This window comes from Ruegeria sp. BC6, assembly GCF_056539185.1.
In genome coordinates, this window is the sequence record NZ_JBQFUM010000008.1 from 13,672 (window position 1) to 35,027 (window position 21,356).

Below are 21,356 nucleotides of genomic sequence, written 5' to 3' on the forward strand. Positions count from 1 at the left end.
GCGCCATGAATTCGCCCGCTTCGATCACTCTGACATCACCGGAAGAAACCGCCGATCTGGCCAGCCGCCTGTCCGCCCATTTGGCGCCCGGCGACGTTATTTTACTGGACGGCCCAATCGGCAGTGGCAAAACCCATTTTGCTCGCAATCTGATCCAATCGGCCCTGCCTGTGCCCGAAGATGTGCCATCGCCCACATTCACGCTGGTTCAGGTTTACGATGGTGAAGCCGGCGAAATCTGGCACTCCGATCTGTACCGGCTTACCTCGGTGGATGAGATCGAGGAATTGGGCCTGACCGAGGCTTTTGATACGGCGATATGCCTCGTGGAATGGCCTGACAAGCTGGGTCCGCTACAGCCAGCCTCGGCCCTGTTGGTGCAGTTTCATGCCGACCCCGCTGCCGAAGAAACCCGACACCTGACCCTGACGTGGTCCGACCCCAAGTGGACCGACAAATTGAAGAGGATCGCATGACCAACCGCGCAGTTCTGGCCGAGGCGCTGATCGCACGGACCCCTTGGGCCAAAGCCTCTTACGCGCCGCTGGCCGGAGACGCCTCGAACCGCCGGTATGAACGTCTGACCGACCCGGACACCGGGCGGACCGCCGTTTTGATGGACGCGCCCCCGGACAAGGGGGAAGACGTGGAACCGTTTGTCAGGGTGGCAGAATACCTGCGGTCCGTCGGTCTGAGCGCGCCCGAGATTCTTGCCGAGGACGCCGAGAGCGGGTTCCTCCTGCTGGAGGATTTCGGCGACGACCTGTTTGCCCGCCTGATCGAGAAGCAGCCGGAGGTCGAGCGTGAATTGTACGAGGCCGCAACCGACGTGCTGGTCCATCTGCACTCTGGGCCCCTGCCCTCGTTGGAAAGCTATGACCCGTCCCTAATGGCGGAATTGTCGGCCCTTGCCTTCACCAAATATGCCCAAGGGATACAAGGCGCCTATGACGTAGACGCCCATGATCGTTTTCAGCATCGGTTCGCTGACATTTTGCTGCAGGAAACCTCGGGCACGCGGGTGGTGACCCTAAGGGACTACCATGCCGAGAACCTGATCTGGCTGCCTGAGCGCGACGGGGTCCGCCGGGTCGGCCTGCTGGATTTTCAAAGCGCAATGCTGTGCCATCCCGCCTATGACCTGATGTCGTTGCTGCAGGATGTCCGCCGCACTGTGCCCGCCGCAATCGAAATGAGCATGGTCAACCGCTACATCACGGCAACAGGTGTGGATGACCATGATTTCCGCACGGCGTACAGTGTCCTCGGCGCCCAACGCAACCTGCGGATACTGGGGGGATTTGCCCGCCTTGCCACCGACTATGGCAAACCGCATTACGTGGATCTTATCCCGGCGGCCTGGGCTCATCTGATGCGCGATCTCGAGCATCCGGCGCTGGTCTCGGTCGCGGATCTGGTTCGGCAGGCGCTGCCATCCCCAACGCCCGAAAACCTTGCAAGGCTGAGGGCCGGATGACCGATACACCCGAGGCCATCATGCTGTTTGCCGCCGGTTTCGGCACCCGCATGGGCGCGTTGACCCGCACCCGACCCAAGCCGCTGATCCCGGTGGCCGGACGGCCCTTGATCGACCATGCTCTGGACCTGACGGATGCGGCGCGGCCGCGCCGGGTGGTCGCGAACCTGCATTACCTGGCTGATCAGCTGACAGATCATTTGGCGCCACGTGGTGTCCTGCTTTCACACGAACAGCCGGACATCCTGGAAACCGGCGGCGGATTGCGCGCGGCCCTGCCGCTGCTGGGTCCGGGGCCGGTTTTCACGATGAACACCGATGCGATCTGGTCCGGGCCCAACCCTTTGGAGTTGCTGAAGGCGGCTTGGGATCCGGCGCGGATGGACGCTCTGTTGATCTGCGTGCCGATCGCACAGACGATCGGACATGCAGGCCTCGGAGATTTCAGAATCGACCCCCAAGGCCGGCTTGAACGCGGGCCGGGTCACGTCTATGGCGGCATTCAGATCCTGAAGACCGACGGTCTGGCGGACATTCCGGAAAAAGCGTTCTCGCTCAATATCTTGTGGGACCGGATGCACCGCGATGGCCGGCTGTACGGTCTGCAGTATCCCGGGCGCTGGTGCGATGTGGGCCGGCCCGAAGGCATCGCCCTGGCCGAGGAGATGCTGGCCGATGTTTGACCCCAGCGCCACCCCCCGGGTCTTTGCGGTGCCGCCCGGTGCGGATTTTCCGCAGGCGCTGGTGCGTGGGCTGCGGGCGCGCTGCGACGGCCACTCGCCCGAGGCACTGGCCCGCGTGCAACTGGTGCTGAACACCCGCCGCATGGCCCGCCGCGTGCGCGAGCTGTTCGATCAGGGTCCGCCCTGCCTCTTGCCCCGCATTTCGCTGGTCACCGATCTGGGCGAAAGCGTCGATCTTGATCGTGTACCGCCCGCCGTACCGCCCTTGCGTCGCCGGCTGGAACTGACGCAGCTGGTGGCGCGACTGCTGGACCAGCAACCGGACTTGGCCGCGCGGTCGTCGCTGTTTGACCTTTCCGACAGCCTCGCTGCCCTGATCGAAGAGATGCAGGGCGAAGGCGTCCCGCCCGAGGCGATCCGGCAACTGGACGTGACTGACCTGTCGGGCCATTGGGCACGGACGCAGGCCTTCATCGGCATCGCCGACCAGTTCCTGAAGACCGAGGATGGCAGTCTGGACGTGCAGGCCCGCCAACGCCGCGTGGTCGAGAACCTGATCGCCCGCTGGCAGGACGCGCCGCCGCAACACCCCGTGATCCTGGCCGGGTCCACCGGCTCGCGCGGGACCACGCTGATGCTGATGCAGGCGGTGGCGCGGCTGCCGCAGGGGGCGCTGATCCTGCCGGGGTACGATTTCGACCAACCCGCTCATGTCTGGGAACGGTTGGATTCGGCAATGACCTCGGAGGATCACCCGCAATACCGGTTCCGCAAGCTGATGACCGAACTGGGGATAGGGCCGGATCAGATCGCATCCTGGACCCCGGACCAGCCCCCCTCGCCCGCGCGCAACCGTTTGGTTTCATTGGCATTGCGCCCTGCCCCGATCACCGATGCCTGGATGAGCGAAGGCCCGCAGCTGCGCGATCTGGATGCCGCGACTCGCAACATCACCTTGGTCGAGGCGCAATCGCCGCGGGCCGAGGCGCTGGCCATCGCCCTGCGCCTGCGGCAGGCGGCCGAGACCGGCCAGACCGCCGCCCTGATCACCCCCGACCGGATGCTGACCCGCCAGGTCAGCGCCGCGCTGGACCGCTGGAACATCCTGCCCGATGACAGCGCCGGCCTGCCGCTGCAACTGTCGCCACCGGGCCGGTTCCTGCGCCATGTGGCCGGGCTGTTCGCGCGCCGTCTGGATGCCGAGGCACTGCTGACCCTGCTGAAACACCCTTTGTGTCAAAGCGCCGGCGACCGCGGCGCGCATCTGTTGCACAGCCGCGATCTGGAACTGCACCTGCGCCGCAACGGCCCGCCCTTCCCCGACAGCGCCAGCCTGACAGGTTTTGCCGTCGAAAAAGACGTGCCGGATGCGTGGGCTCTGTGGCTGATCCGCAATTTCTGCAACCAGCAGATCAGCGGCACCCTGCCCCTGACCGACTGGGTGCAGCGCCTGCGCGATCTGGCCGAGGCGATTGCTAGCGCCGGAACCGACGGCGCGGGCGAGTTGTGGGACAAGAACGCAGGTCAATCGGCGCTGGCGGTGATCTCGGGACTTGCAGACGAGGCCGAGCACGGCGGCGAGATGACGGCGCTGGATTTCGCCGATCTGCTGGGCGCGCTGCTGGCCGGGCAAGAGGTCCGCGACCGCGACGCCCCCCACCCGCGGATCATGATCTGGGGCACGCTCGAAGCGCGCGTTCAGGGTGCCGACCTGCTGATCCTGGGCGGGTTGAACGAAGGCAGCTGGCCCGAGGCTCCCGCGCCAGACCCCTGGCTGAACCGGCAGATGCGCGACCGTGCCGGCCTGTTGCTGCCGGAACGGCGAATCGGCCTGTCGGCGCATGATTTCCAGCAGGCCATCGGCGCGACCGAGGTCTGGCTGACCCGCGCGGTCCGCTCGGATGATGCCGAAACCGTGCCGTCACGCTGGCTGAACCGGTTGACCAACCTGTTGCAGGGCCTGCCGGATCAGGGCGGCCGCGCGGCGCTGGAACAGATGCGCGACCGGGGCAAGACATGGCTGCGCTGGTCCGAGATGCTGGAACAGGCGCCCCGGATCGCCGCCGCACCGCGTCCTTCACCGCGCCCGCCGGTGGCCGCGCGCCCGCGCCGCCTTTCGGTGACCGAGATCAAGCGGCTGATCCGCGACCCTTATGCGATCTATGCCAAGCACGTCCTGCGCCTGAAACCGCTGGACCCACTGGTACAGGCGCCCGACGCCCTGCTGCGCGGCATCGTGATCCACGAGATCCTGGAACATTTCGTCAAGGACAGCGTGCTGGACGGTGCGCTGCTGACCCGCGACAACTTCCTGAAACGGGCCGAGGCGCTGCTGGATCAGCATGTCGCCTGGCCCACCGCCCGGAAACTGTGGCTGGCGCGGCTCGAGCGGATCGCCGACGACTTTCTGCGCGCCGAGATCAGCCGCCGCAGCGACGGCGGTCCGATCGCCTTCGAGGCCAAGATGCGCCTGACGCTGGAACCGCTTGGGTTCGCCCTGAATGGCCGCGCCGACCGGATCGACCGCAACAGCCGCGGCGCGCTGACCATCATCGACTACAAGACCGGCACGCCACCCTCGGAGTCGCAGCAGGCCAAGTTCGACAAGCAATTGCTGATAGAGGCCGCGATGGCCGAGCAGGGCGGGATCGAAGGATTTGACCCGATGGCCGTGGCCAACGCCGTGTTCATCGGTATGGGCGGCACCTACAAAGAGGTCCCGGCACCCTTGGACAAAGAGCCGCCCGACAGGGTTCTGGCCGAGCTGAAGGAGCTGATTTCCACTTATTTAGAGCCTGATCAGGGGTTTTCGTCGCGCCGGATGATGCACAAGGACAGCGACGTGGGCGACTATGACCACCTGGCGCGGTTCGGCGAATGGGACCGCACCGCCGAAACCAAGCCCGAGGATCTGACATGACCCCGCGCGACGATGCGACCGAACGGCAGGTTCAGGCGGCGCGGCCCGATGCGTCGACCTGGCTGGCGGCCAATGCGGGCTCGGGCAAGACGCGGGTTCTGACCGACCGCGTGGCGCGGCTGCTGCTGGACGGCGTCCAGCCGCAGCACATCCTGTGCCTGACCTATACCAAGGCCGCCGCCAGCGAGATGCAGAACCGCCTGTTCAAACGGCTGGGCGAGTGGGCGATGCTGGACGACGCCGCGTTGCTGCGGCAACTGACCGAACTGGGCGTCGAAGGGGTGATCGACCCCGACCGCCTGGCCCGGGCCCGCACCCTGTTCGCGCGCGCCATCGAAACGCCGGGCGGGTTGAAGATCCAAACGATCCACTCGTTCTGCGCCTCGCTGCTGCGGCGGTTCCCGCTCGAGGCCGGGGTCAGCCCGCAGTTTTCCGAGATGGAAGACCGCGCCGCGGCCCTTCTGCGCGAGGAAATCGTCGAGGACTTCGCCGAAGGCCCGCGGGCCCGCCTGATCGAGGACGTGGCCCGCCACATCACCGATACCGGCTTTGACAAGCTGACCGCCGCAATCGCCCAGAAACGCACCCTGTTCACGCCCGCGCTGCAATGGCCCGACCTGCTGGCCCGTTTTGGCCTGCCCGAGGGTTTCGACGAGGACGCGCTGCTGGCGCAGGTGTTTCTGGGCGGCGAGGTCGAGCTGATCCGGTCGATCCTTCCGGCGCTGGCGGGCGGCGGCAAGACCGACGCCAAGGCGGCCGAGAAACTGTCGGGCTTCACCGAACCCGCGCCGGGTCAGCTGCCCGTGCTGGAAGACGTGTTCCTGACCGGAAAATCCGCCAAAGAGCCCTTTACCGCCAAGATCGGCAACTTTCCCACCAAGGCGCTGCGCGAAGGGGTTCTGGCGGGGCAAATGGATCCGCTCGAGGCGCTGATGCGGCGGGTCGAGGCCGCGCGGGAAGGGCGCCTGGCGCTGGCCGCCGCGCGCAAGTCCATGGTGCTGCACCGCTTCGCGGCGGCATTCCTGCCGGAATATGAACGCCGCAAGCAACTGCGCGGCTGGCTGGATTTCGACGACCTGATCCTGCGCGCGCGCCTGTTGCTGAACGATCCGGCGGTGGCCGCTTGGGTTCTGTACCGGCTGGATGGCGGCATCGACCACATCCTGGTGGACGAGGCGCAGGACACCAGCCCCGATCAATGGGACGTGGTCGAGAAACTGGCGCAGGAATTCACCAGCGGCGAGGGCGCACGGTCTGGGGTCGAGCGGACGATCTTCGTGGTCGGCGACAAGAAACAGTCGATCTATTCCTTCCAGGGGGCCGACCCGCAGGCCTTTGACCGGATGCAGGCCGAGTTCGGGCGGAAACTGCAGGAATCAGGCTCTAAACTGTGGGATTGGACGCTGGAATATTCGTTCCGTTCCTCCAGCTCCATCCTGTCGCTGGTCGATATTCTGTTCGAAAACCGCGCCGAGGCGGGGTTTCAGAAAGAATCCCAGCACCGCGCCTTCAAGGCCGATCTGCCCGGCCGGGTCGATCTGTGGCCGGTGGTGGAAAAGGTCGAGGACGCGGACGAGGGCGACTGGACCGACCCGGTCGATCGGCCCGCGGCGCAGCATCACACGGTGATCCTGGCCAACCAGATCGCCGCGCGCATCAAGGCCATGATCGACGCCGGCGAAACCATCCCCGAAGACGGCCCCACGCGCGGCACATTCGTGCGCCGCAAGGTGCGGCCGGGGGATTTCCTGATCCTGGTGCAGCGCCGCTCGGACCTGTTCGCCGAGATCATCCGCGCCTGCAAGGCCCAGGGTCTGCCGATCGCGGGGGCCGACCGGCTGAAGGTGGGCGCGGAACTGGCGGTCAAGGATCTGGCCGCGCTGCTGAGTTTCCTGGCCACGCCCGAGGATGACCTGTCGCTGGCCACGGTGCTGAAATCGCCGCTGTTCGGCTGGTCCGAGCAGATGCTGTTCGACCTGGCCCATCGCCGTCAGGAAAGGTACCTGTGGGCGGCGCTGCGCCAACGCGCCGGGGATTTTCCCGAAACGCTGGCCGTGTTGAACGATCTGCGCGGGCAGGTGGACTTTCTGCGCCCCTTTGACCTGATCGAACGGGTGCTGACCCGCCATGACGGCCGCCGCAAACTGTTGGGTCGTCTGGGCGCCGAGGCCGAGGACGGCATCAACGCGCTGCTGTCGCAGGCGCTGGCCTATGAGCGGTCGGACATTCCCAGCCTGACGGGGTTCCTGGTCTGGATGCAGACCGACGACCTTGAGATCAAGCGCCAGATGACCGGCGTGGGTAACATGATCCGGGTGATGACGGTGCATGGCTCGAAAGGGCTGGAGGCGCCGATCGTGATCCTGCCGGACACCGGCAAGCGGCAGCCGCCCCGCGATGCCGAGATCATGGTCGCCGACGGAACGCCGCTGTGGAAGGTGCCCACCGACCTGTCGCCTGGCCTCGTCGCCCGCGCCCGCGAAGACGCGCGCCAACGCGAGGAGAACGAGCGGCTACGTTTGCTGTACGTCGCGCTGACCCGGGCCGAGAAATGGCTGATCGTGGCGGCTGCCGGCGATCTGGGCAAGGACGGGTCCAGCTGGTACCAACTGGTCGAAGAGGCGATTGGCCGGGCAGGCGCCACCGAGACCCCCGGCACCGGCATCCGCCGTCTGGCGCATGGCGATTGGGAGGGTCTGCCGCTGGACCATCGCCCGACCCCGGAGCCGGTGCAGGATACCCTGCCGGACCTGTTCCACCGGCCCGCGCCCGAGCCGATACCCGATCCCGAGACGCTCAGCCCCTCCGATCTGGGCGGGGCCAAGGCCCTGGCGGGCGAAACCGGGCTTGAGGAAGAGGCCGCCAAGCTGCGCGGCACCCGCCTGCACCTGCTGCTCGAGCATCTGGCCCCGGCGCCGCGCGACCGGTGGGATCAGCTCTGCGCCCGGCTTCTGCCCGATATGCAGGACGGTGACCGCCGCGACCTTCTGGCAGAGGCGGCGGGCGTGCTGACCGCACCGGACCTGACCCCCGTCTTTGCCCCGGACGCGCTGGGCGAGGTGCCGGTCTCGGCCACTCTGGACGGTCGCCGGATCCACGGGGTGATCGACCGGTTGATCGTGACGGATGACGTGGTGCAAGTCATTGATTTCAAATCAAACGCCACGGTTCCCGATCGGGCCGAAACCTGCCCCGAGGGCCTGCTGCGCCAGATGGGCGCCTATGCCGCCGCGCTGTCGCTGATCTATCCCGGCCGCGAGATCCGCACCGCGATTTTGTGGACGCGGACGGCGCGCCTGATGTGGCTGCCACACGATCTTGTGACAGATGCGCTGGTGCGGGCCCAGATATCTTGACCTCCCCAATTGGCACACCTACGTTCGACTCCCAACCGCATGTCATTCAGGAGACAGAATATGTCGACCGTAGCCGTAACCGACGAAACCTTTGACGCCGAAGTCAAGAACTCGGACGTCCCCGTCGTGGTGGATTTCTGGGCCGAGTGGTGCGGACCCTGCAAGCAGATCGGCCCCGCTCTGGAAGAGCTGGCGGCCGAATATGACGGCAAGGTCAAGATCGCCAAGGTCGACGTGGACAGCAACCCCAACTCGGCCGCAGCCATGGGTGTGCGCGGTATTCCCGCGCTGTTCATCTTCAAGGACGGTCAGGTGGTTTCGAACCGCGCAGGCGCTGCCCCGAAGGCCGCCCTGCAAAGCTGGATCGACGAATCCATCTGATACCGAACGGAACTCAACAAAAGAAGGCGCTCCTCATCGGGCGCCTTTTTTGTGCATGGTCTGCGCAAAAAGAACAAGCCGCCCGGAAATCCAAGCGGCCATTCGTCTTTAGTCGAATTCGGTCTGAATTCAGATCTTGGCGATATCTTCGCGGACCAGACCGATATCTTCCAGCTGGGCATCGCTCAGTTGCGACAGCAGCTTGCGGGTCTTGCGGGCGGTGTTCCATTCGGCGACAGCTTCGAAAGCGTGCGAGATGCCGTCCACTACACGCAGGATGGTAGCTGCTCCGAGCGGCGCATGGATATTTGCGGTGGTTGCCATTTGCGCATTCCTTTTTTGAAACAGCCGACCCTGTGTCGGTTGTAAGCCTCATCTAGTCTTGCGACAGGCGACTCACAATTGCTGGTCCGACAACCCCGTGATGCACGGATTGCATATCTTTTAGGCAGTTTGAGAACGGGTTGCGCGGATCGCGCCCCCGGCCCATATAGGGCATCAACGGATACGGAGGCTTGAATGGCGGAGAACGACTTTCCCGGTTGGCACGGCACCACGATCATCGGCGTCAAGAAAGGCGGCCAGATCGTCATCGCGGGTGACGGGCAGGTCAGCCTGGGCCAGACCGTGATCAAGGGCACCGCCCGCAAGGTACGGCGCCTGTCGCCCGGCGGTTTCGAGATCGTCGCGGGGTTCGCCGGATCGACCGCCGATGCTTTCACGCTGCTGGAACGGCTGGAAGCCAAGCTGGAGGCCACGCCCGGTCAACTGGCCCGCGCCTCGGTCGAACTGGCCAAGGACTGGCGCACCGACAAGTACCTGCAAAAGCTTGAGGCGATGCTGATCGTCACCGACGGCCGAGACCTGTTCGTGATCACCGGGGCCGGGGACGTGCTCGAGCCGGAACATGACGTGGCGGCGATCGGGTCGGGTGGCAACTTTGCCCTGGCAGCCGCGCGCGCGATGATGGACAGCGACAAGTCGGCCGAGGAGGTTGCCCGCGAGGCCATGGCAATTGCCGCGGATATCTGTGTCTACACCAACGGCAACCTGACGGTTGAGAGCATTTCGGGCTAGGGGTCAGGCCAGCAGGGCCGAAATCTCCTTGCCCTTCCACCGGCGGTGCATCCCGATCAGCCCCAGAATGGCCGAGGCGATCACGATGTAATAGGGCAGGCGGATATCGATGCTCATCAACCCGCCGCCGATCAGCGACATGATTCCACCCGCCAGGCAGAACACGGCCGTGGTTACGCCCATGACCCAGCCCTGATCCGCCTCGCTGACCGACGAGGAGAACAGGCCCAGAAGGGTCGGGTAGGCCACGCCGAACAGGAAATAGAACAGGAACACCGGCACGTAGCTGAGCACGCCGCTGGGGCTGAAGGCAAAGGCAAAGCCGCAGATCACCATGACGATCAGCGAAACATATATGATGTTGTGCTTGCTGAACCGTTCCTGCGCTGGTTTTACGAGAAACGTACTGGAGAAGGCCAGCGCCACACCAATGACGACCATGGCCATGCTGCCGCCGATCACGCCGTAACCAAAAGCGCTGGTCAGGAAATTGTCCACAAACACGTAGAAGGTGACGTTCGCGATCATGAAGAACGCGTAGACGGGCAGGATCTTCAGAACCATGGGGTGGCCACGTACGGCGACCAGGCTGTCGGTCACATCGCGGGGGCGAAAGACGAAGGGTTCGCGTTCGGTTCGGGTATCCTTGAAAAAGAACAGCACCAGCAGGATCGCGATAAGCACCAGGACAAACGCGCCGTAGAATGGGGTCTTGAGCGTGGCAACGCTGCCCAACAGCGCCGCATCCGACAGGACCGCTCCGATGATCGGGCCGCCGACCAGGCCAAAGCTGACCCCTGTCACGATATAACCCATGTTCCGGTCACGATCGGCCGCATCCGTGCTGCCGTCGATCATGGCCGCCTGCGCAATGGGCTGGTTTCCGGCCGTGAACCCGGTGATCGACCGGCCCACGATCAACAGGATCAGGCTGTTGAGATACAGCGCCGCAATGGTGATCGCATAGCCGGCCAGCGCGCCGCCCAGGCAGACCAGAAGTGCATTCTTGCGCCCGATGGAGTCCGAAACTTTCGAGACATAGACGACGCCCAGAAACCAGGACAGGAAGAAACACCCGATCACCAGACCGTAGTAGAAATGACGGCTGCCCATTGGCGTGCTTTCCGGCAGAAACCCCGATTTCGTCTCCATGATCAGCGAGTTGATGATCGGAAAAACCAGCCCTTGGCCGATCAGGTCCACGAACACCACGAACAGCAGGGTAATCTTGGCAATCTTGGACATTTCACTCTCCGGGTCCCGCGCACATTCCGCCAACCCTATCAGAGGACACCGAAATCTCCCAACACGGAGGTCAGGAAAGAATTGCATTGGCGCCGGGTCATTGTTAACCAACGCGGCCAAATGTGCGGTCTCGGTTGTTTTTGCCGACCCCGTGCTTACCTAAGCCGCAGCTGACTGCCGACCATCGAAAGGACTGCCCTGTGACCGACCTGACCCCGCGCGAGATCGTCTCGGAACTGGATCGTTTCATCATCGGGCAGAAGGATGCCAAGCGCGCTGTCGCCGTGGCCCTGCGCAACCGCTGGCGGCGCAAGCAGTTGCCGGACGACATCCGCGATGAGGTCTATCCCAAGAATATCCTGATGATCGGGCCCACCGGCGTGGGCAAAACCGAGATCAGCCGCCGCTTGGCCAAGCTGGCCCGCGCGCCTTTCATCAAGGTCGAAGCGACCAAATTCACCGAAGTCGGCTATGTCGGCCGCGATGTTGAACAGATCATCCGCGATCTGGCCGATGCCGCTATCATCCAGACCCGTGAATACATGCGCGAAGAGGTCAAGGCCAAGGCGCATCAGGCTGCCGAGGACCGCGTGATCGAGGCCATCGCCGGCTCGGACGCCCGCGAGAGCACCCGCGAGATGTTCCGCAAGAAGCTGAAATCCGGCGAGCTGGACGACACGGTGATCGAGCTTGAATTGGCAGATACGTCCAACCCGATGCCGATGTTCGACATTCCCGGCCAGCCGGGCGGTCAGATGGGCATGATGAACCTGGGCGACATTTTCGGCAAAGCTTTCGGCGGGCGCACCGTCAAGCGCCGCATAACGGTGGCCGAAAGCTATGACATCCTGATCGGGGAAGAGGCCGACAAGTTGCTGGATGACGAGGCCGTCACCCGCGCGGCGCTGGAATCGGTCGAGCAGAATGGCATCGTATTTCTGGACGAGATCGACAAGGTCTGCGCCCGGGCAGAAACCCGCGGCGGGGATGTCAGCCGCGAAGGCGTGCAGCGCGACCTGCTGCCACTGATCGAAGGCACGACCGTGTCCACCAAACACGGCCCGGTCAAGACCGACCACATTCTGTTCATTGCCAGCGGCGCGTTCCATATCGCCAAGCCTTCGGATCTGTTGCCGGAACTGCAGGGGCGTCTGCCGATCCGGGTCGAGCTGCGTGCGCTGACCGAAGAGGATTTCGTGCGCATCCTGACCGAGACGGACAACGCGCTGACCCGCCAGTATACGGCTTTGATGGGCACCGAAAACGTCACCGTCAGCTTTACCGAGGACGGGATCGCCGCGCTGGCCCGGATCGCCGCCGAGGTGAACCAGAGCGTCGAGAATATCGGCGCCCGGCGCCTGTACACCGTGATGGAGCGCGTTTTCGAAGATCTGTCCTTTGTCGCCCCGGACCGTGCCGGCGCGGAAATCGTGGTCAACGCGGCCTTTGTGGATGAAAACCTTGGTGAGCTGACCAAATCCACGGACCTGAGCCGTTACGTTCTGTAACATGATCAGCCGGTTTTCGCCGGTTGATCCTGCGCAATTATCTGGACGCGTCGGCAGGTTACGCTATGCGTAGCACGTAACTGTTGGTCTGGGATCGTTCCGTGCTGCGCTATCTGATCATTTTCGTCACGGTTTCCGTTTTGGGAGGCTGCGTTGACCGATCCATCTCGGTCACCTTGCCCGAAGCGTTGGACGTCGGCACGGCGCAGACCGTGTTCGCGGCGACCACCCGCGCACGCGAGGCCGATGGCTCGTACGGGTATCGTCGCGCTGACCGCCTGCAATTCCTCGAAACCACCGTCTCGATCCCGCCGAACCACCGCCCCGGGACGCTTGAGTTTTCCTATTCGGACCCGAATCCGAGCCGGCAATTCGTTTTGGCCGGTGTGCGAGAATTTCCGTCCGAGCAGGATCTGAAAGCACGGCTGAACGGCGCCAAGGAAGTTACGATTTTTGTTCATGGCTACAACGCCACCCAGACCGAAACCGTTTTTCGCGCGGCTCAGTTGGCTCACGACATCGGCCTGCCGGGCAAGACGTTGGTCTATTCCTGGCCCAGCCGAGGGGCCGGATCGGGCTATGCCTATGATCTGGACAGCATGCTGTTTGCCCGCGACGGGCTTCAACAAACCATCTCTACGCTGAAATCCCTGGGCGTCCCGCGCGTGCTGATCGTTGCGCACTCGATGGGAGGTGCGCTGACCATGGAGATGATGCGCCAGGCTGAGCTGCGCGAGCCAGGCTGGTCTCGGCGCAATCTGGAAGGGGTATTGCTGATCTCGCCCGATCTCGACGTTGACGTGTTCCGGTCGCAGATGGCGGTGATCAAATCTCCGCCCGAGCCATTCGTGATCATGGTCTCGCGCAAAGACAAAATCTTGAACGTGTCCGGACGCCTGCGCGGAACTGCCAAGGGCGAGCGGCTGGGCAACATCAGCTCGACCGAGAAGCTGGCGCCGTACCCGGTCAGCATCATCGACACCACGGCCTTCAACAAAGATGCGGAATCCTCGCATTTCGTGGCCGCCACATCTCCGGCACTTCTGTCGATTCTCAACGCGGCGGGCCGGGTCAGCAGGACCTTTGGCCGGGATCAAGGCGGCATTGATCTTCTGGTGCCGCCGGCCGTGCGAAACGATGCCGGCGCGACCGAGGTTGTTCTGACCGAAACCGGGCAGGTGCGGGTCAGCACTCCGTGATAGGGCGAGGGGTCCGCCTTTTCCTTGCGGACAATGCTCCGTGGTTGGGCGCGGGGGTCTTGCTGACCTTCATGTCCAGTTTCGGGCAGACCTTTTTCATTTCGATCTTCGCCGGGCAGATCCGGGCCGAGTTCGGCCTCAGCCACGGCGCATGGGGCGGTCTTTATTCCTTGGGCACGACTGTTTCCGCGATCGTCATGATCTGGGCCGGAGGGCTGACCGATATCTATCGTGTCCGAGTGCTGGGTCCGGCTGTCCTGCTTGGGCTTGCGTGTGCCGCGCTGGCGATGGCGGTCAATCAGTGGGTGATCCTGTTGCCCGTGGTGATCTTTCTGCTGCGTCTGTTCGGCCAGGGCATGTGCAGCCACATTGCCATGGTTGCGATGGCCCGGTGGTTCACGGCCACGCGGGGCAGGGCACTCTCCATCGCAACGCTGGGATTTGCCGTCGGTGAGGCCCTGCTGCCCGTGCTGTTCGTCGCCGCCATGGCCTTTGTCGACTGGCATTTTCTTTGGGCGCTCTCGGCCGCCATCGCGCTGTTGGGAATACCCGCGTTGATGCGGATGCTGGGTCAGGAGCGGACGCCGCAAAGCCTGGCTCGGGAAACCAGCGCGACCGGGATGCTTGGGCGGCACTGGACCCGGCGCGAAACGTTGTTGAACCCGCTTTTCTGGTTCATGATGCCGGCGCTCATGGGACCTTCGGCATTCATTACTGCGTTCTTCTTTCACCAGGTCCATCTGGCGCACACCAAGGGCTGGGCCCATATCCAACTGGTTGCGTTGTTTCCGGTCTATACTGGGGTGTCGATCTTGGCGATGTTCGCCTCGGGCTGGGCGCTGGACAGATGGGGCACGGCGCGGATGATGCCGTTCTATCAGCTTCCGATGGCTGCCGGGTTTGCCCTGTTTGCGTTTGTCCAGACAATCCCCGGCGCCGTTATCGGTTTGTCCTGTCTTGCCATTTCGGTCGGCGCCAACAGCACGCTGCCCGCCGCGTTCTGGGCCGAGTTCTACGGCACCCGTCACATCGGCGCGATCAAGGCGATGGCTGCGGCCGTCATGGTGCTGGGGTCTGCTGTCGGGCCCGGCCTGACTGGCGGGCTGATCGATCTGGGCGTGCCGCTCAGCACGCAGTTCCTGTGGATCGCCTGGTTCTTCGTGGCGACGTGCGGCATAGTTTGGATCGGTATTCAGAGGGCGCGGCGACTGCTTTAGCGGATCCGCCTCAGATACACGTAGTAAGCCCCATCACCGCCATGGCTGATATGGGCCGGACTGACCTGAAGAACCGCTTGGGCCAGGGGCGGCAAATTCAACCACTGAGGCACCTGGTTGCGCAGCACGCCGCGGGGCGTCGGGATCGGGCCAGGTTCGTCCCTGTCCTTGCCTTTGCCGGTGACCACCAGAACCAGTCGTTTTCCCGATGCCTGCGCCGACAGGATGAACCGGATCAAAGCAGGATGGGCTGTGTCGACCCGCATTCCGTGCAGATCCAGCTTGCCTTCGGGTTTCAGCTTGCCGCGTTTCATCCACGCAAAGGCCTTGCTGTCCATCTGTACGGGTGCGGCGCGCAGGCTGTCGCCGATTGCGGGCTTCAAGCTGTGACCGCGTCCATTTGTCGGTGCATTCTGACCCAGTTCAAAGGTGTCTATCCGCGCTTTGGGGGTTTTTCGCGGCTTGGGTTTCGGCAATGTCGATGGGTGAACGGATTGGGGAATCTCCGGGTGCAGCCGCTCGGTCTGCCGGGTCACCTTGTGCCACAATTCAATCTCGTCTTCGGTCAGCTTGCGGCGGGTCATCAGAACTCATCCGGCAGCATGGCATAGGCACGCTGGATCGGCAGCAGAACGATCATGCGGCCGGGATCCTTGAGCTGGCCCGCTGCCTGTCCTGCGGCGTCCCCGGTTCCGAAAAAGATGTCGGCCCGTTGTGCGCCCTTGATTGCCGAGCCGGTGTCCTGTGCGATCATCAAGCGCCGCAGCGGAGTCTTGCCGTCTTTTTCGACCCAGACCGGCGCACCCAACGGGGTATAGGCCGGGTCCACGGCGATGCTGCGCATTGCGGTGATCGACCGGTTCATTGCGCCCAAAGGACCGCGGTCTGCAGCCACCCGCGACACCTCGCGGAAAAAGACGTAGGACGGGTTGTGCATCAACAGCTCGGCCCCAATCTCGGGGTTCTTGCGCACCCAGGACTGGATCATTCGGGCGCTCACATCATGCGCACCCAGAATACCGCGCCGGACCAGCTCAACCCCAACCGACCGATAGGGGTGGCCGTTGGCCCCGCCATATCCGACACGCACCGAACTGCCATCCGGCAAACGGATGCGCCCCGAGCCTTGAATCTGCAGAAAAAACAACTCGACCGGGTCATCGACCCAGGCGATTTCCAAGCCGCGGCCCTTCATCACGTCACTGGTCAGCAACTCGCGCCGACTGAGCCATTGCCCAGCCGCCCGCGCCTCGGGCGGCATCTTGTAGACCGGGTATCTGTAGGTTTCAGTCCGCGTCCGCGAGCCGTTCAATTCCGGTTCAAAATATCCGGTGAACAGCGGGGCCTTTTCATCCTCGATCAGGATGGGCCGGAAGAACAGTTCGAAAAAGGCGCGCGCGGCATCGGGCTCGTATGTCCGTGCGGCTGCACACAACGAACGCCAGTCCGGATCGTCCAGATCCCCGCAAGTGTCCAGAAAAACGGACAAAGCCGCGCCGTGGTCATCCTCGGCCCAGCCATCAAGGTCAGCAAATGACAGGATGGATCGCGTCGCCTCAGCTCCGGCGGCATTGGCGGCGGTCAGAACCGCCACCAGCATCAGCGACCGGAGCGTTCCGATCATGCGTCCGTGGCGACAAGCAGCCAGTTCGGATCATCCGCGCCCATGACGCGAGCAAAAGTCCAGCTGTCCTTTTGGCGCTTGATCGTGTTGGGGCTGCCTTCGATGATGTCACCGCCCCGGTCACGCACGACCGACGTCAGCTCGCCGACGAACCGCACAGTGATCTCGGCGCGGTTTGAATCCTTGTCGAATTGTGCATCCACAAGGCCCATCTCACGCACACCGATGAACTCGGCCTCGATCGTCAGGCCCTTGTCCTCGCGATCGGCGACAACCGACACGAAGGTTTCGAAAACTTCCTCGGACAGGAAGGGCTGGATTTCATCCAGATTGCCCCGCTCGAACCCCATGACGATCAGCTCATAGGCGCCACGGGCGCCCTGCAGAAACTCGCTGACCGAAAAGCTGGGCTCGACTCGCTTCATTGCGGCCAGCGTCTGCGCCAATTCGCTGTCTTCGGGCACATGGTCGGTAATGTCACGATCCGGACCGCCGTCGATCACTTCGAAATCACGACGCGACTTCCCGGTGTCGGGTTGCTGCGGCACCGGTGGTTTTTCAAAGCCTTCGCGCGTGCCCAGCACGCTTCTGAGACGCAGGATCAGGAAGATGGCTATGCCAGCCAGCACCAGAAGCTGGATCAGGGGTGAATTCATTTCGTCCTCTTTTCAGCACCGAGACTTTGTACACGCGGCCTCGTGCCACTATGTAGGTGACAGTTGGTGGCAAGTCCACAGCCCGGCCTATGGGAAAGGATAGCGCATATGTATCTGTTCTTGGCATTTTTATTGGTGCCGATCATCGAAATCGCCCTTTTTATCCAGGTCGGCGGTCTGATCGGCCTGTGGCCGACGCTGGCAATCGTGGTTTTGACCGCCGTTCTGGGTACCGCGATGGTGCGGACACAAGGTCGCATGGCGATGGGTCAGCTGCAGCGCGCCTTTTCCGAACTGGACGACCCGACCGAACCGCTGGCCAATGGTGCAATGATCCTGCTGTCGGGCGTTCTGCTGATGACTCCTGGGTTCTTCACCGACGCAATCGGCTTTGCGCTGCTGGTTCCCGGGGTGCGGGCCGCGGTTTTTCGGTATCTCAAATCACGGGTCACGATTGCCCAGTTCCAGATGGGTCCCGGCCCGCAATATGGGGCGGCGCGCGATCCGTTCGGTGGGGATGACATCATAGACGGAGAGTATTCGGAAGTGCGCACAAAACCCGCACAACCGTCGAAATGGGTGGAAGGGCCGCACCAGCATTGAGGTGCCCGGCCCAACTTGATAAGCAGTGGCGAATTTAAATTTTGGAGCGGATCCATGACCGAAGAAACCGCCGCCGGCACAACCGAGCCCCAGGCAGCCCCCCAAATCCAGATGCGCATTCTGGGACAGTTCATCCGGGACATGTCCTTTGAAAACGTGATGGCGCAAAAAGGCGTCTCGGGCGACGTGCAGCCCGAGATCTCGGTCCAGGTGAACCTGGATGCGAAAAAGCGCTCGGCAGACCACCAATACGAGGTGTCGATCAAGCTGAACCTCAAGTCCAAGGCCAAGGGTCTGGAGGACATCCTGTTCCTGTGCGAGATCGATTATTGCGGCCTGTTCCACGTAGAAGGTGTGCCGAATGATCAGTTGCACCCGTTCCTGATGATCGAATGCCCGCGGATGCTGTTCCCGTACCTGCGCCGCATCGTCAGCGACATCACCCGCGACGGTGGCTACCCGCCGGTCAACCTCGACAACATCGATTTCGTCGGCCTGTACCGCAACGAGTTGATGCGCCGTCAGGCCGAAGCGTCCGACAAAACCGAAGCGTGACTAGGCAACCCGCATCTGACCCAGGTCAGGTGCGGGACCACAGGGCGTTTTCGCCCAGCTTTTCGACAAATGCATCATGCGCAGCACGCTCATCCTCGGTAATCCGGGGCTGCAGTGGGTTGGGCCGTGGACCGGGGCGCCAGATGTCGCCACCGGTTGAGTTTTCGGCAGACGCCGAGGACAGGCCGAAATCGGGCTGCCGCCCGCCGATCAGTTCCAGATAGACCTCTGCCAGGATTTCCGAGTCGAGCAACGCGCCGTGCAGAACCCGGTTCGAGTTGTCGATGTTGAACCTCCGGCACAGGGCATCCAGCGAGGCGGGCGAGCCGGGAAACCTCTTGCGCGCGATCGCGAGCGTGTCCAGCGCCTGCTCCATCGGAATCGGGGGCAGGCCCATCCATCCCAACTCGGCATTGAGGAACTTCATGTCGAATGACGCGTTGTGGATCACCAGCCGTGCATCCCCCACGAAATCGCGGAAGGCCTGCCCGACCTTCGCAAAGACAGGTTTGTCCTTCAGGGTGATCTGGCCCGGTTCGGCAGGTTGCGGCGGCTCCAGCAGGTCAGGGCCGATGCCGTGCACGCCGAAGGCCTCGGCCGGCATCGAGCGTTCGGGGTTGATGTAGACGTGATAGGTCTCGCCCGTGGCGACGTGGTTCCACAGCTCGATAGCCCCGATCTCGACGATCCGGTCGCCGCTTTCGGGATCGAATCCGGTGGTTTCCGTATCCAGTACGATTTCACGCATCTGTCAGTCCTGCCCTGATCTGCCTGATCACATCCTGCACCTGTGCGCGGGCATGGTCCAGAGTGTCGGTGACGATCACGAAATCCGCCCGCGCGCATTTTTCGTCATTCGGCATCTGCTTGGCGCGGATCTGCTCGAACTGCGCCTCGGTCATCGTGCCCCGCGCCATGACGCGGCTTTTCTGCTCGTCCGGGGGGATCGAAACGCAGGCCACCGCATCCATCTGCGCGTCGCCGCCGGTTTCGAAAAGCAATGGGATGTCAAAGACAAGGATGTCCGACTTGGCCGCCTGTCGAAACGCCTCGCGATCCTGGGCCACCAGCGGGTGCACGATGGATTCGATCCGTTTCAACGCGGTCGGATCGGCGCTGATGATCCGTCTCAGGGCGTCGCGGCTGACCGCGCCATTCTCGATGGCCTCGGGGAAGGCCGCGCGGATCGGTGCGACCGCCGCGCCGCCTGCCGCATACATCCGATGCACCGCGGCGTCGGCATCCCACACGGCGCAACCTTCCTGCGCGAACAGGTCGGCGGTGGTGCTTTTGCCCATGCCGATCGACCCGGTCAAACCCAGCGCAAAGCTCATGCCAGAACCGCTGCGCGGGTTTCTTCTGTAACTTCGGGACGCAGGCCGAACCACCGCTCGAACCCCGGGACCGCCTGGTGCAGCAACATGCCCAGCCCATCGACGACCGTACAGCCGGCAGCCTCGGCCTGTTCCAGAAGGCGGGTTTTCAACGGCGTATAGACCAGATCAGTCACCACCGTTCCCGGCTGCAACCCGTCCAGCGGGACGCGCAGCTCGGGCTGACCCTGCATACCCAGCGACGTGGTGTTCACCACCAGCTCGGCGTTTTCGATCACGTTTCCGGCCTGCACCCAATCAACCAAGGAGATGCGCTGGCCGAATTCCTCTTTCAGGTGGTCGGCGCGCGACCGCGTGCGGTTGGTCAGCAGGATCTCCGGCACGCCGGCCTCGGCCAGCGCCTGCAGCACCGCCCGCGCGGCACCGCCCGCGCCGAACACCACCGCCGGGCCATCCTGCGGCACCCAATCCGGCGCGCCCGCACGCAGGTTCTGCATGAACCCGTACCCGTCGGTATTGTCTGCGTGGATCGAGCCATCGGACCGGAACACCAGCGTGTTCGCCGCCCCGATCACCGAGGCGCGGTCCGACACATGATCGGCCAGGCGCAACGCGGCCTCTTTGTGCGGAACAGTAACATTGGCCCCCACGAACCCGGCCTTGGGCAAGCAGCGCAGGACCGTTTCAAGATCGGCAGGCGCAACATCCATCGGCACATAATGGCCCGGCAAACCATAGGTCTTCAGCCAATAGCCATGCAGGGCAGGCGATCGGGAATGGGCAATCGGGTGTCCAATGACTCCGGCCAGTGGAATGCGTTTGTCGGTCATTGTTCGATCACCCCTCGGACCGCTAGAAAATTGAGCAGCTCCAGCAGGGGCATACCCAAGACGTTAAAATAGTCGCCGTCAATGCTGCTGAACAGGCGCACACCCTCTTCTTCCAGCTTGTAGGCCCCGACCGCGTGGCGAATGCTGTCCCAGTTGCGCGCGACATAGCCCTTCAGATAGGCATCCGAACTGGCGCGCATCCGCAACCGCACCTGTCCGACATGGCGCCAGACCGGTTCGCCATTCTGATAGATCACCGCCGCCGACAGCAGCATGTGACGCTTGCCGCGCATCGCCTTCAACTGCGCCAGCGCGTCTTCGGGCGTTTCGGGTTTCGACAGAAGTCGTCCGTCGAAATCCAGAACCTGGTCACAACCCAGAACCATCGCTCCGGGCGTCTTGTCACTGATCTTGCGCGCCTTGAGCTCGGCCAGTGCATCGGCGATGTCGCGGGGCGGCGCGCCCTCGGCCAGAAGCGCGCGTTTGGCGGTATCCTCGTCCACGCGGGCGACCTGGACGGAAAACGGCACTCCGGCGTTCCGCAGCAACTGCGCGCGGATCTCGGACCCCGAGGCAAGAACGATGGGGACAGTCATGTGGAAAACCCCGTGGGCAAGTGGATCATTGGTCTTGAACGGTTTGTATGGTTTTCCGGTTGACACGCAAGCCCGCGATTTAGGCCTGAAACTTC

21 protein-coding genes are annotated in these 21,356 nt (G+C 63.5%); 12 read left to right on the plus strand and 9 right to left on the minus strand.

Annotation, left to right across the window (positions count from 1 at the left end; all coding sequences use genetic code 11):
* Window positions 1-5 precede the first annotated feature (5 nt).
* The 6 genes from tsaE to trxA are packed head-to-tail and all read left to right on the plus strand — an operon-like array spanning window position 6 to window position 8,817.
* Entirely contained in the window at window positions 6-476 is a 471-nt protein-coding gene (tsaE, locus tag ACR0MM_RS17855; RefSeq protein WP_480697689.1) for a tRNA (adenosine(37)-N6)-threonylcarbamoyltransferase complex ATPase subunit type 1 TsaE, read from the plus strand.
* Entirely contained in the window at window positions 473-1,477 is a 1,005-nt protein-coding gene (locus ACR0MM_RS17860; RefSeq protein ID WP_480697691.1) for an aminoglycoside phosphotransferase family protein, read from the plus strand. The genes tsaE and ACR0MM_RS17860 overlap by 4 nt, the downstream gene beginning before the upstream one ends.
* Entirely contained in the window at window positions 1,474-2,160 is a 687-nt protein-coding gene (locus ACR0MM_RS17865) for a nucleotidyltransferase family protein (RefSeq protein WP_480697693.1), read from the plus strand. Before ACR0MM_RS17860 ends, ACR0MM_RS17865 begins: the two co-directional genes overlap by 4 nt.
* Window positions 2,153-5,080: a double-strand break repair protein AddB gene (gene addB, locus ACR0MM_RS17870; protein ID WP_480697695.1), complete on the plus strand. Its 2,928-nt coding sequence runs from the start codon at window positions 2,153-2,155 to the stop codon at window positions 5,078-5,080. The genes ACR0MM_RS17865 and addB overlap by 8 nt, the downstream gene beginning before the upstream one ends.
* Entirely contained in the window at window positions 5,077-8,436 is a 3,360-nt protein-coding gene (gene addA / locus ACR0MM_RS17875; protein WP_480697697.1) for a double-strand break repair helicase AddA, read from the plus strand. The genes addB and addA overlap by 4 nt, the downstream gene beginning before the upstream one ends.
* 60 nt (window positions 8,437-8,496) lie before the next feature.
* Window positions 8,497-8,817: a thioredoxin gene (trxA, locus tag ACR0MM_RS17880; RefSeq protein ID WP_170456975.1), complete on the plus strand. Its 321-nt coding sequence runs from the start codon at window positions 8,497-8,499 to the stop codon at window positions 8,815-8,817.
* A gap of 129 nt (window positions 8,818-8,946) precedes the next feature.
* On the opposite strand, the gene ACR0MM_RS17885 is transcribed toward trxA, so the two are convergent.
* The gene (locus tag ACR0MM_RS17885) at window positions 8,947-9,141 is read right to left on the minus strand and encodes a DUF1127 domain-containing protein (RefSeq protein WP_093963877.1); all 195 of its coding nucleotides are present in this window, start codon (window positions 9,139-9,141) and stop codon (window positions 8,947-8,949) included.
* Between the two features lie 195 nt (window positions 9,142-9,336).
* Between ACR0MM_RS17885 and hslV the strand changes: the two genes are divergently transcribed.
* Entirely contained in the window at window positions 9,337-9,894 is a 558-nt protein-coding gene (hslV, locus tag ACR0MM_RS17890) for an ATP-dependent protease subunit HslV (protein ID WP_093963878.1), read from the plus strand.
* A gap of 3 nt (window positions 9,895-9,897) precedes the next feature.
* Here hslV and ACR0MM_RS17895 read toward each other — a convergent pair whose 3' ends face one another.
* Window positions 9,898-11,139, minus strand: coding sequence for an MFS transporter (locus tag ACR0MM_RS17895; RefSeq protein ID WP_170361080.1), 1,242 nt, complete (start codon window positions 11,137-11,139; stop codon window positions 9,898-9,900).
* 200 nt (window positions 11,140-11,339) lie between these two features.
* Between ACR0MM_RS17895 and hslU the strand changes: the two genes are divergently transcribed.
* The 3 genes from hslU (at window position 11,340) to ACR0MM_RS17910 (ending at window position 15,063) form a co-directional block, all read left to right on the plus strand.
* Entirely contained in the window at window positions 11,340-12,647 is a 1,308-nt protein-coding gene (gene hslU, locus ACR0MM_RS17900; RefSeq protein ID WP_170525518.1) for an ATP-dependent protease ATPase subunit HslU, read from the plus strand.
* A 101-nt stretch (window positions 12,648-12,748) separates the two neighbouring features.
* A complete protein-coding gene (locus tag ACR0MM_RS17905; RefSeq protein ID WP_480697699.1) occupies window positions 12,749-13,846 on the plus strand; it encodes an alpha/beta hydrolase in 1,098 nt (365 codons plus the stop codon).
* 71 nt (window positions 13,847-13,917) lie between these two features.
* On the plus strand, window positions 13,918-15,063 hold the full coding sequence (locus ACR0MM_RS17910) for an MFS transporter (RefSeq protein WP_480697701.1): 1,146 nt from the start codon (window positions 13,918-13,920) through the stop codon (window positions 15,061-15,063).
* Here ACR0MM_RS17910 and ACR0MM_RS17915 read toward each other — a convergent pair.
* From ACR0MM_RS17915 to ACR0MM_RS17925, 3 genes are read right to left on the minus strand one after another with little or no spacing between them, the layout of a single operon-like run.
* The gene (locus ACR0MM_RS17915; RefSeq protein WP_480697703.1) at window positions 15,060-15,647 is read right to left on the minus strand and encodes a Smr/MutS family protein; all 588 of its coding nucleotides are present in this window, start codon (window positions 15,645-15,647) and stop codon (window positions 15,060-15,062) included. The genes ACR0MM_RS17910 and ACR0MM_RS17915 overlap by 4 nt on opposite strands.
* Window positions 15,647-16,687, minus strand: coding sequence for a murein transglycosylase A (gene mltA, locus ACR0MM_RS17920; RefSeq protein WP_170340665.1), 1,041 nt, complete (start codon window positions 16,685-16,687; stop codon window positions 15,647-15,649). The genes ACR0MM_RS17915 and mltA overlap by 1 nt, the downstream gene beginning before the upstream one ends.
* Window positions 16,684-17,343, minus strand: a complete 660-nt coding sequence (locus ACR0MM_RS17925; protein WP_170340666.1) for a Tim44/TimA family putative adaptor protein — start codon at window positions 17,341-17,343, stop codon at window positions 16,684-16,686. The genes mltA and ACR0MM_RS17925 overlap by 4 nt, the downstream gene beginning before the upstream one ends.
* Before the next feature lie 108 nt (window positions 17,344-17,451).
* Between ACR0MM_RS17925 and ACR0MM_RS17930 the strand changes: the two genes are divergently transcribed.
* Together ACR0MM_RS17930 and secB are read left to right on the plus strand one after the other, a co-directional pair.
* Window positions 17,452-17,946 (plus strand): FxsA family protein, encoded by a 495-nt coding sequence (locus tag ACR0MM_RS17930; RefSeq protein ID WP_170373143.1) that lies wholly within the window; start codon window positions 17,452-17,454, stop codon window positions 17,944-17,946.
* Between the two features lie 54 nt (window positions 17,947-18,000).
* Window positions 18,001-18,501, plus strand: coding sequence for a protein-export chaperone SecB (secB, locus tag ACR0MM_RS17935; protein ID WP_170342607.1), 501 nt, complete (start codon window positions 18,001-18,003; stop codon window positions 18,499-18,501).
* 25 nt (window positions 18,502-18,526) lie between these two features.
* Here secB and dnaQ read toward each other — a convergent pair whose 3' ends face one another.
* Genes dnaQ through ACR0MM_RS17955 form a run of 4 tightly spaced genes read right to left on the minus strand, consistent with a single transcriptional unit; the run spans window position 18,527 to window position 21,261 of the window.
* On the minus strand, window positions 18,527-19,249 hold the full coding sequence (gene dnaQ, locus ACR0MM_RS17940; protein WP_480697706.1) for a DNA polymerase III subunit epsilon: 723 nt from the start codon (window positions 19,247-19,249) through the stop codon (window positions 18,527-18,529).
* Complete coding sequence (gene coaE, locus ACR0MM_RS17945) at window positions 19,242-19,835, minus strand: dephospho-CoA kinase (protein ID WP_480697708.1); 594 nt, start codon at window positions 19,833-19,835, stop codon at window positions 19,242-19,244. The genes dnaQ and coaE overlap by 8 nt, the downstream gene beginning before the upstream one ends.
* The gene (locus ACR0MM_RS17950; RefSeq protein WP_480697710.1) at window positions 19,832-20,665 is read right to left on the minus strand and encodes a shikimate dehydrogenase; all 834 of its coding nucleotides are present in this window, start codon (window positions 20,663-20,665) and stop codon (window positions 19,832-19,834) included. Before ACR0MM_RS17950 ends, coaE begins: the two co-directional genes overlap by 4 nt.
* Window positions 20,662-21,261 (minus strand): Maf family protein, encoded by a 600-nt coding sequence (locus tag ACR0MM_RS17955; protein WP_480697712.1) that lies wholly within the window; start codon window positions 21,259-21,261, stop codon window positions 20,662-20,664. Before ACR0MM_RS17955 ends, ACR0MM_RS17950 begins: the two co-directional genes overlap by 4 nt.
* Between the last annotated feature and the right edge of the window lie 95 nt (window positions 21,262-21,356).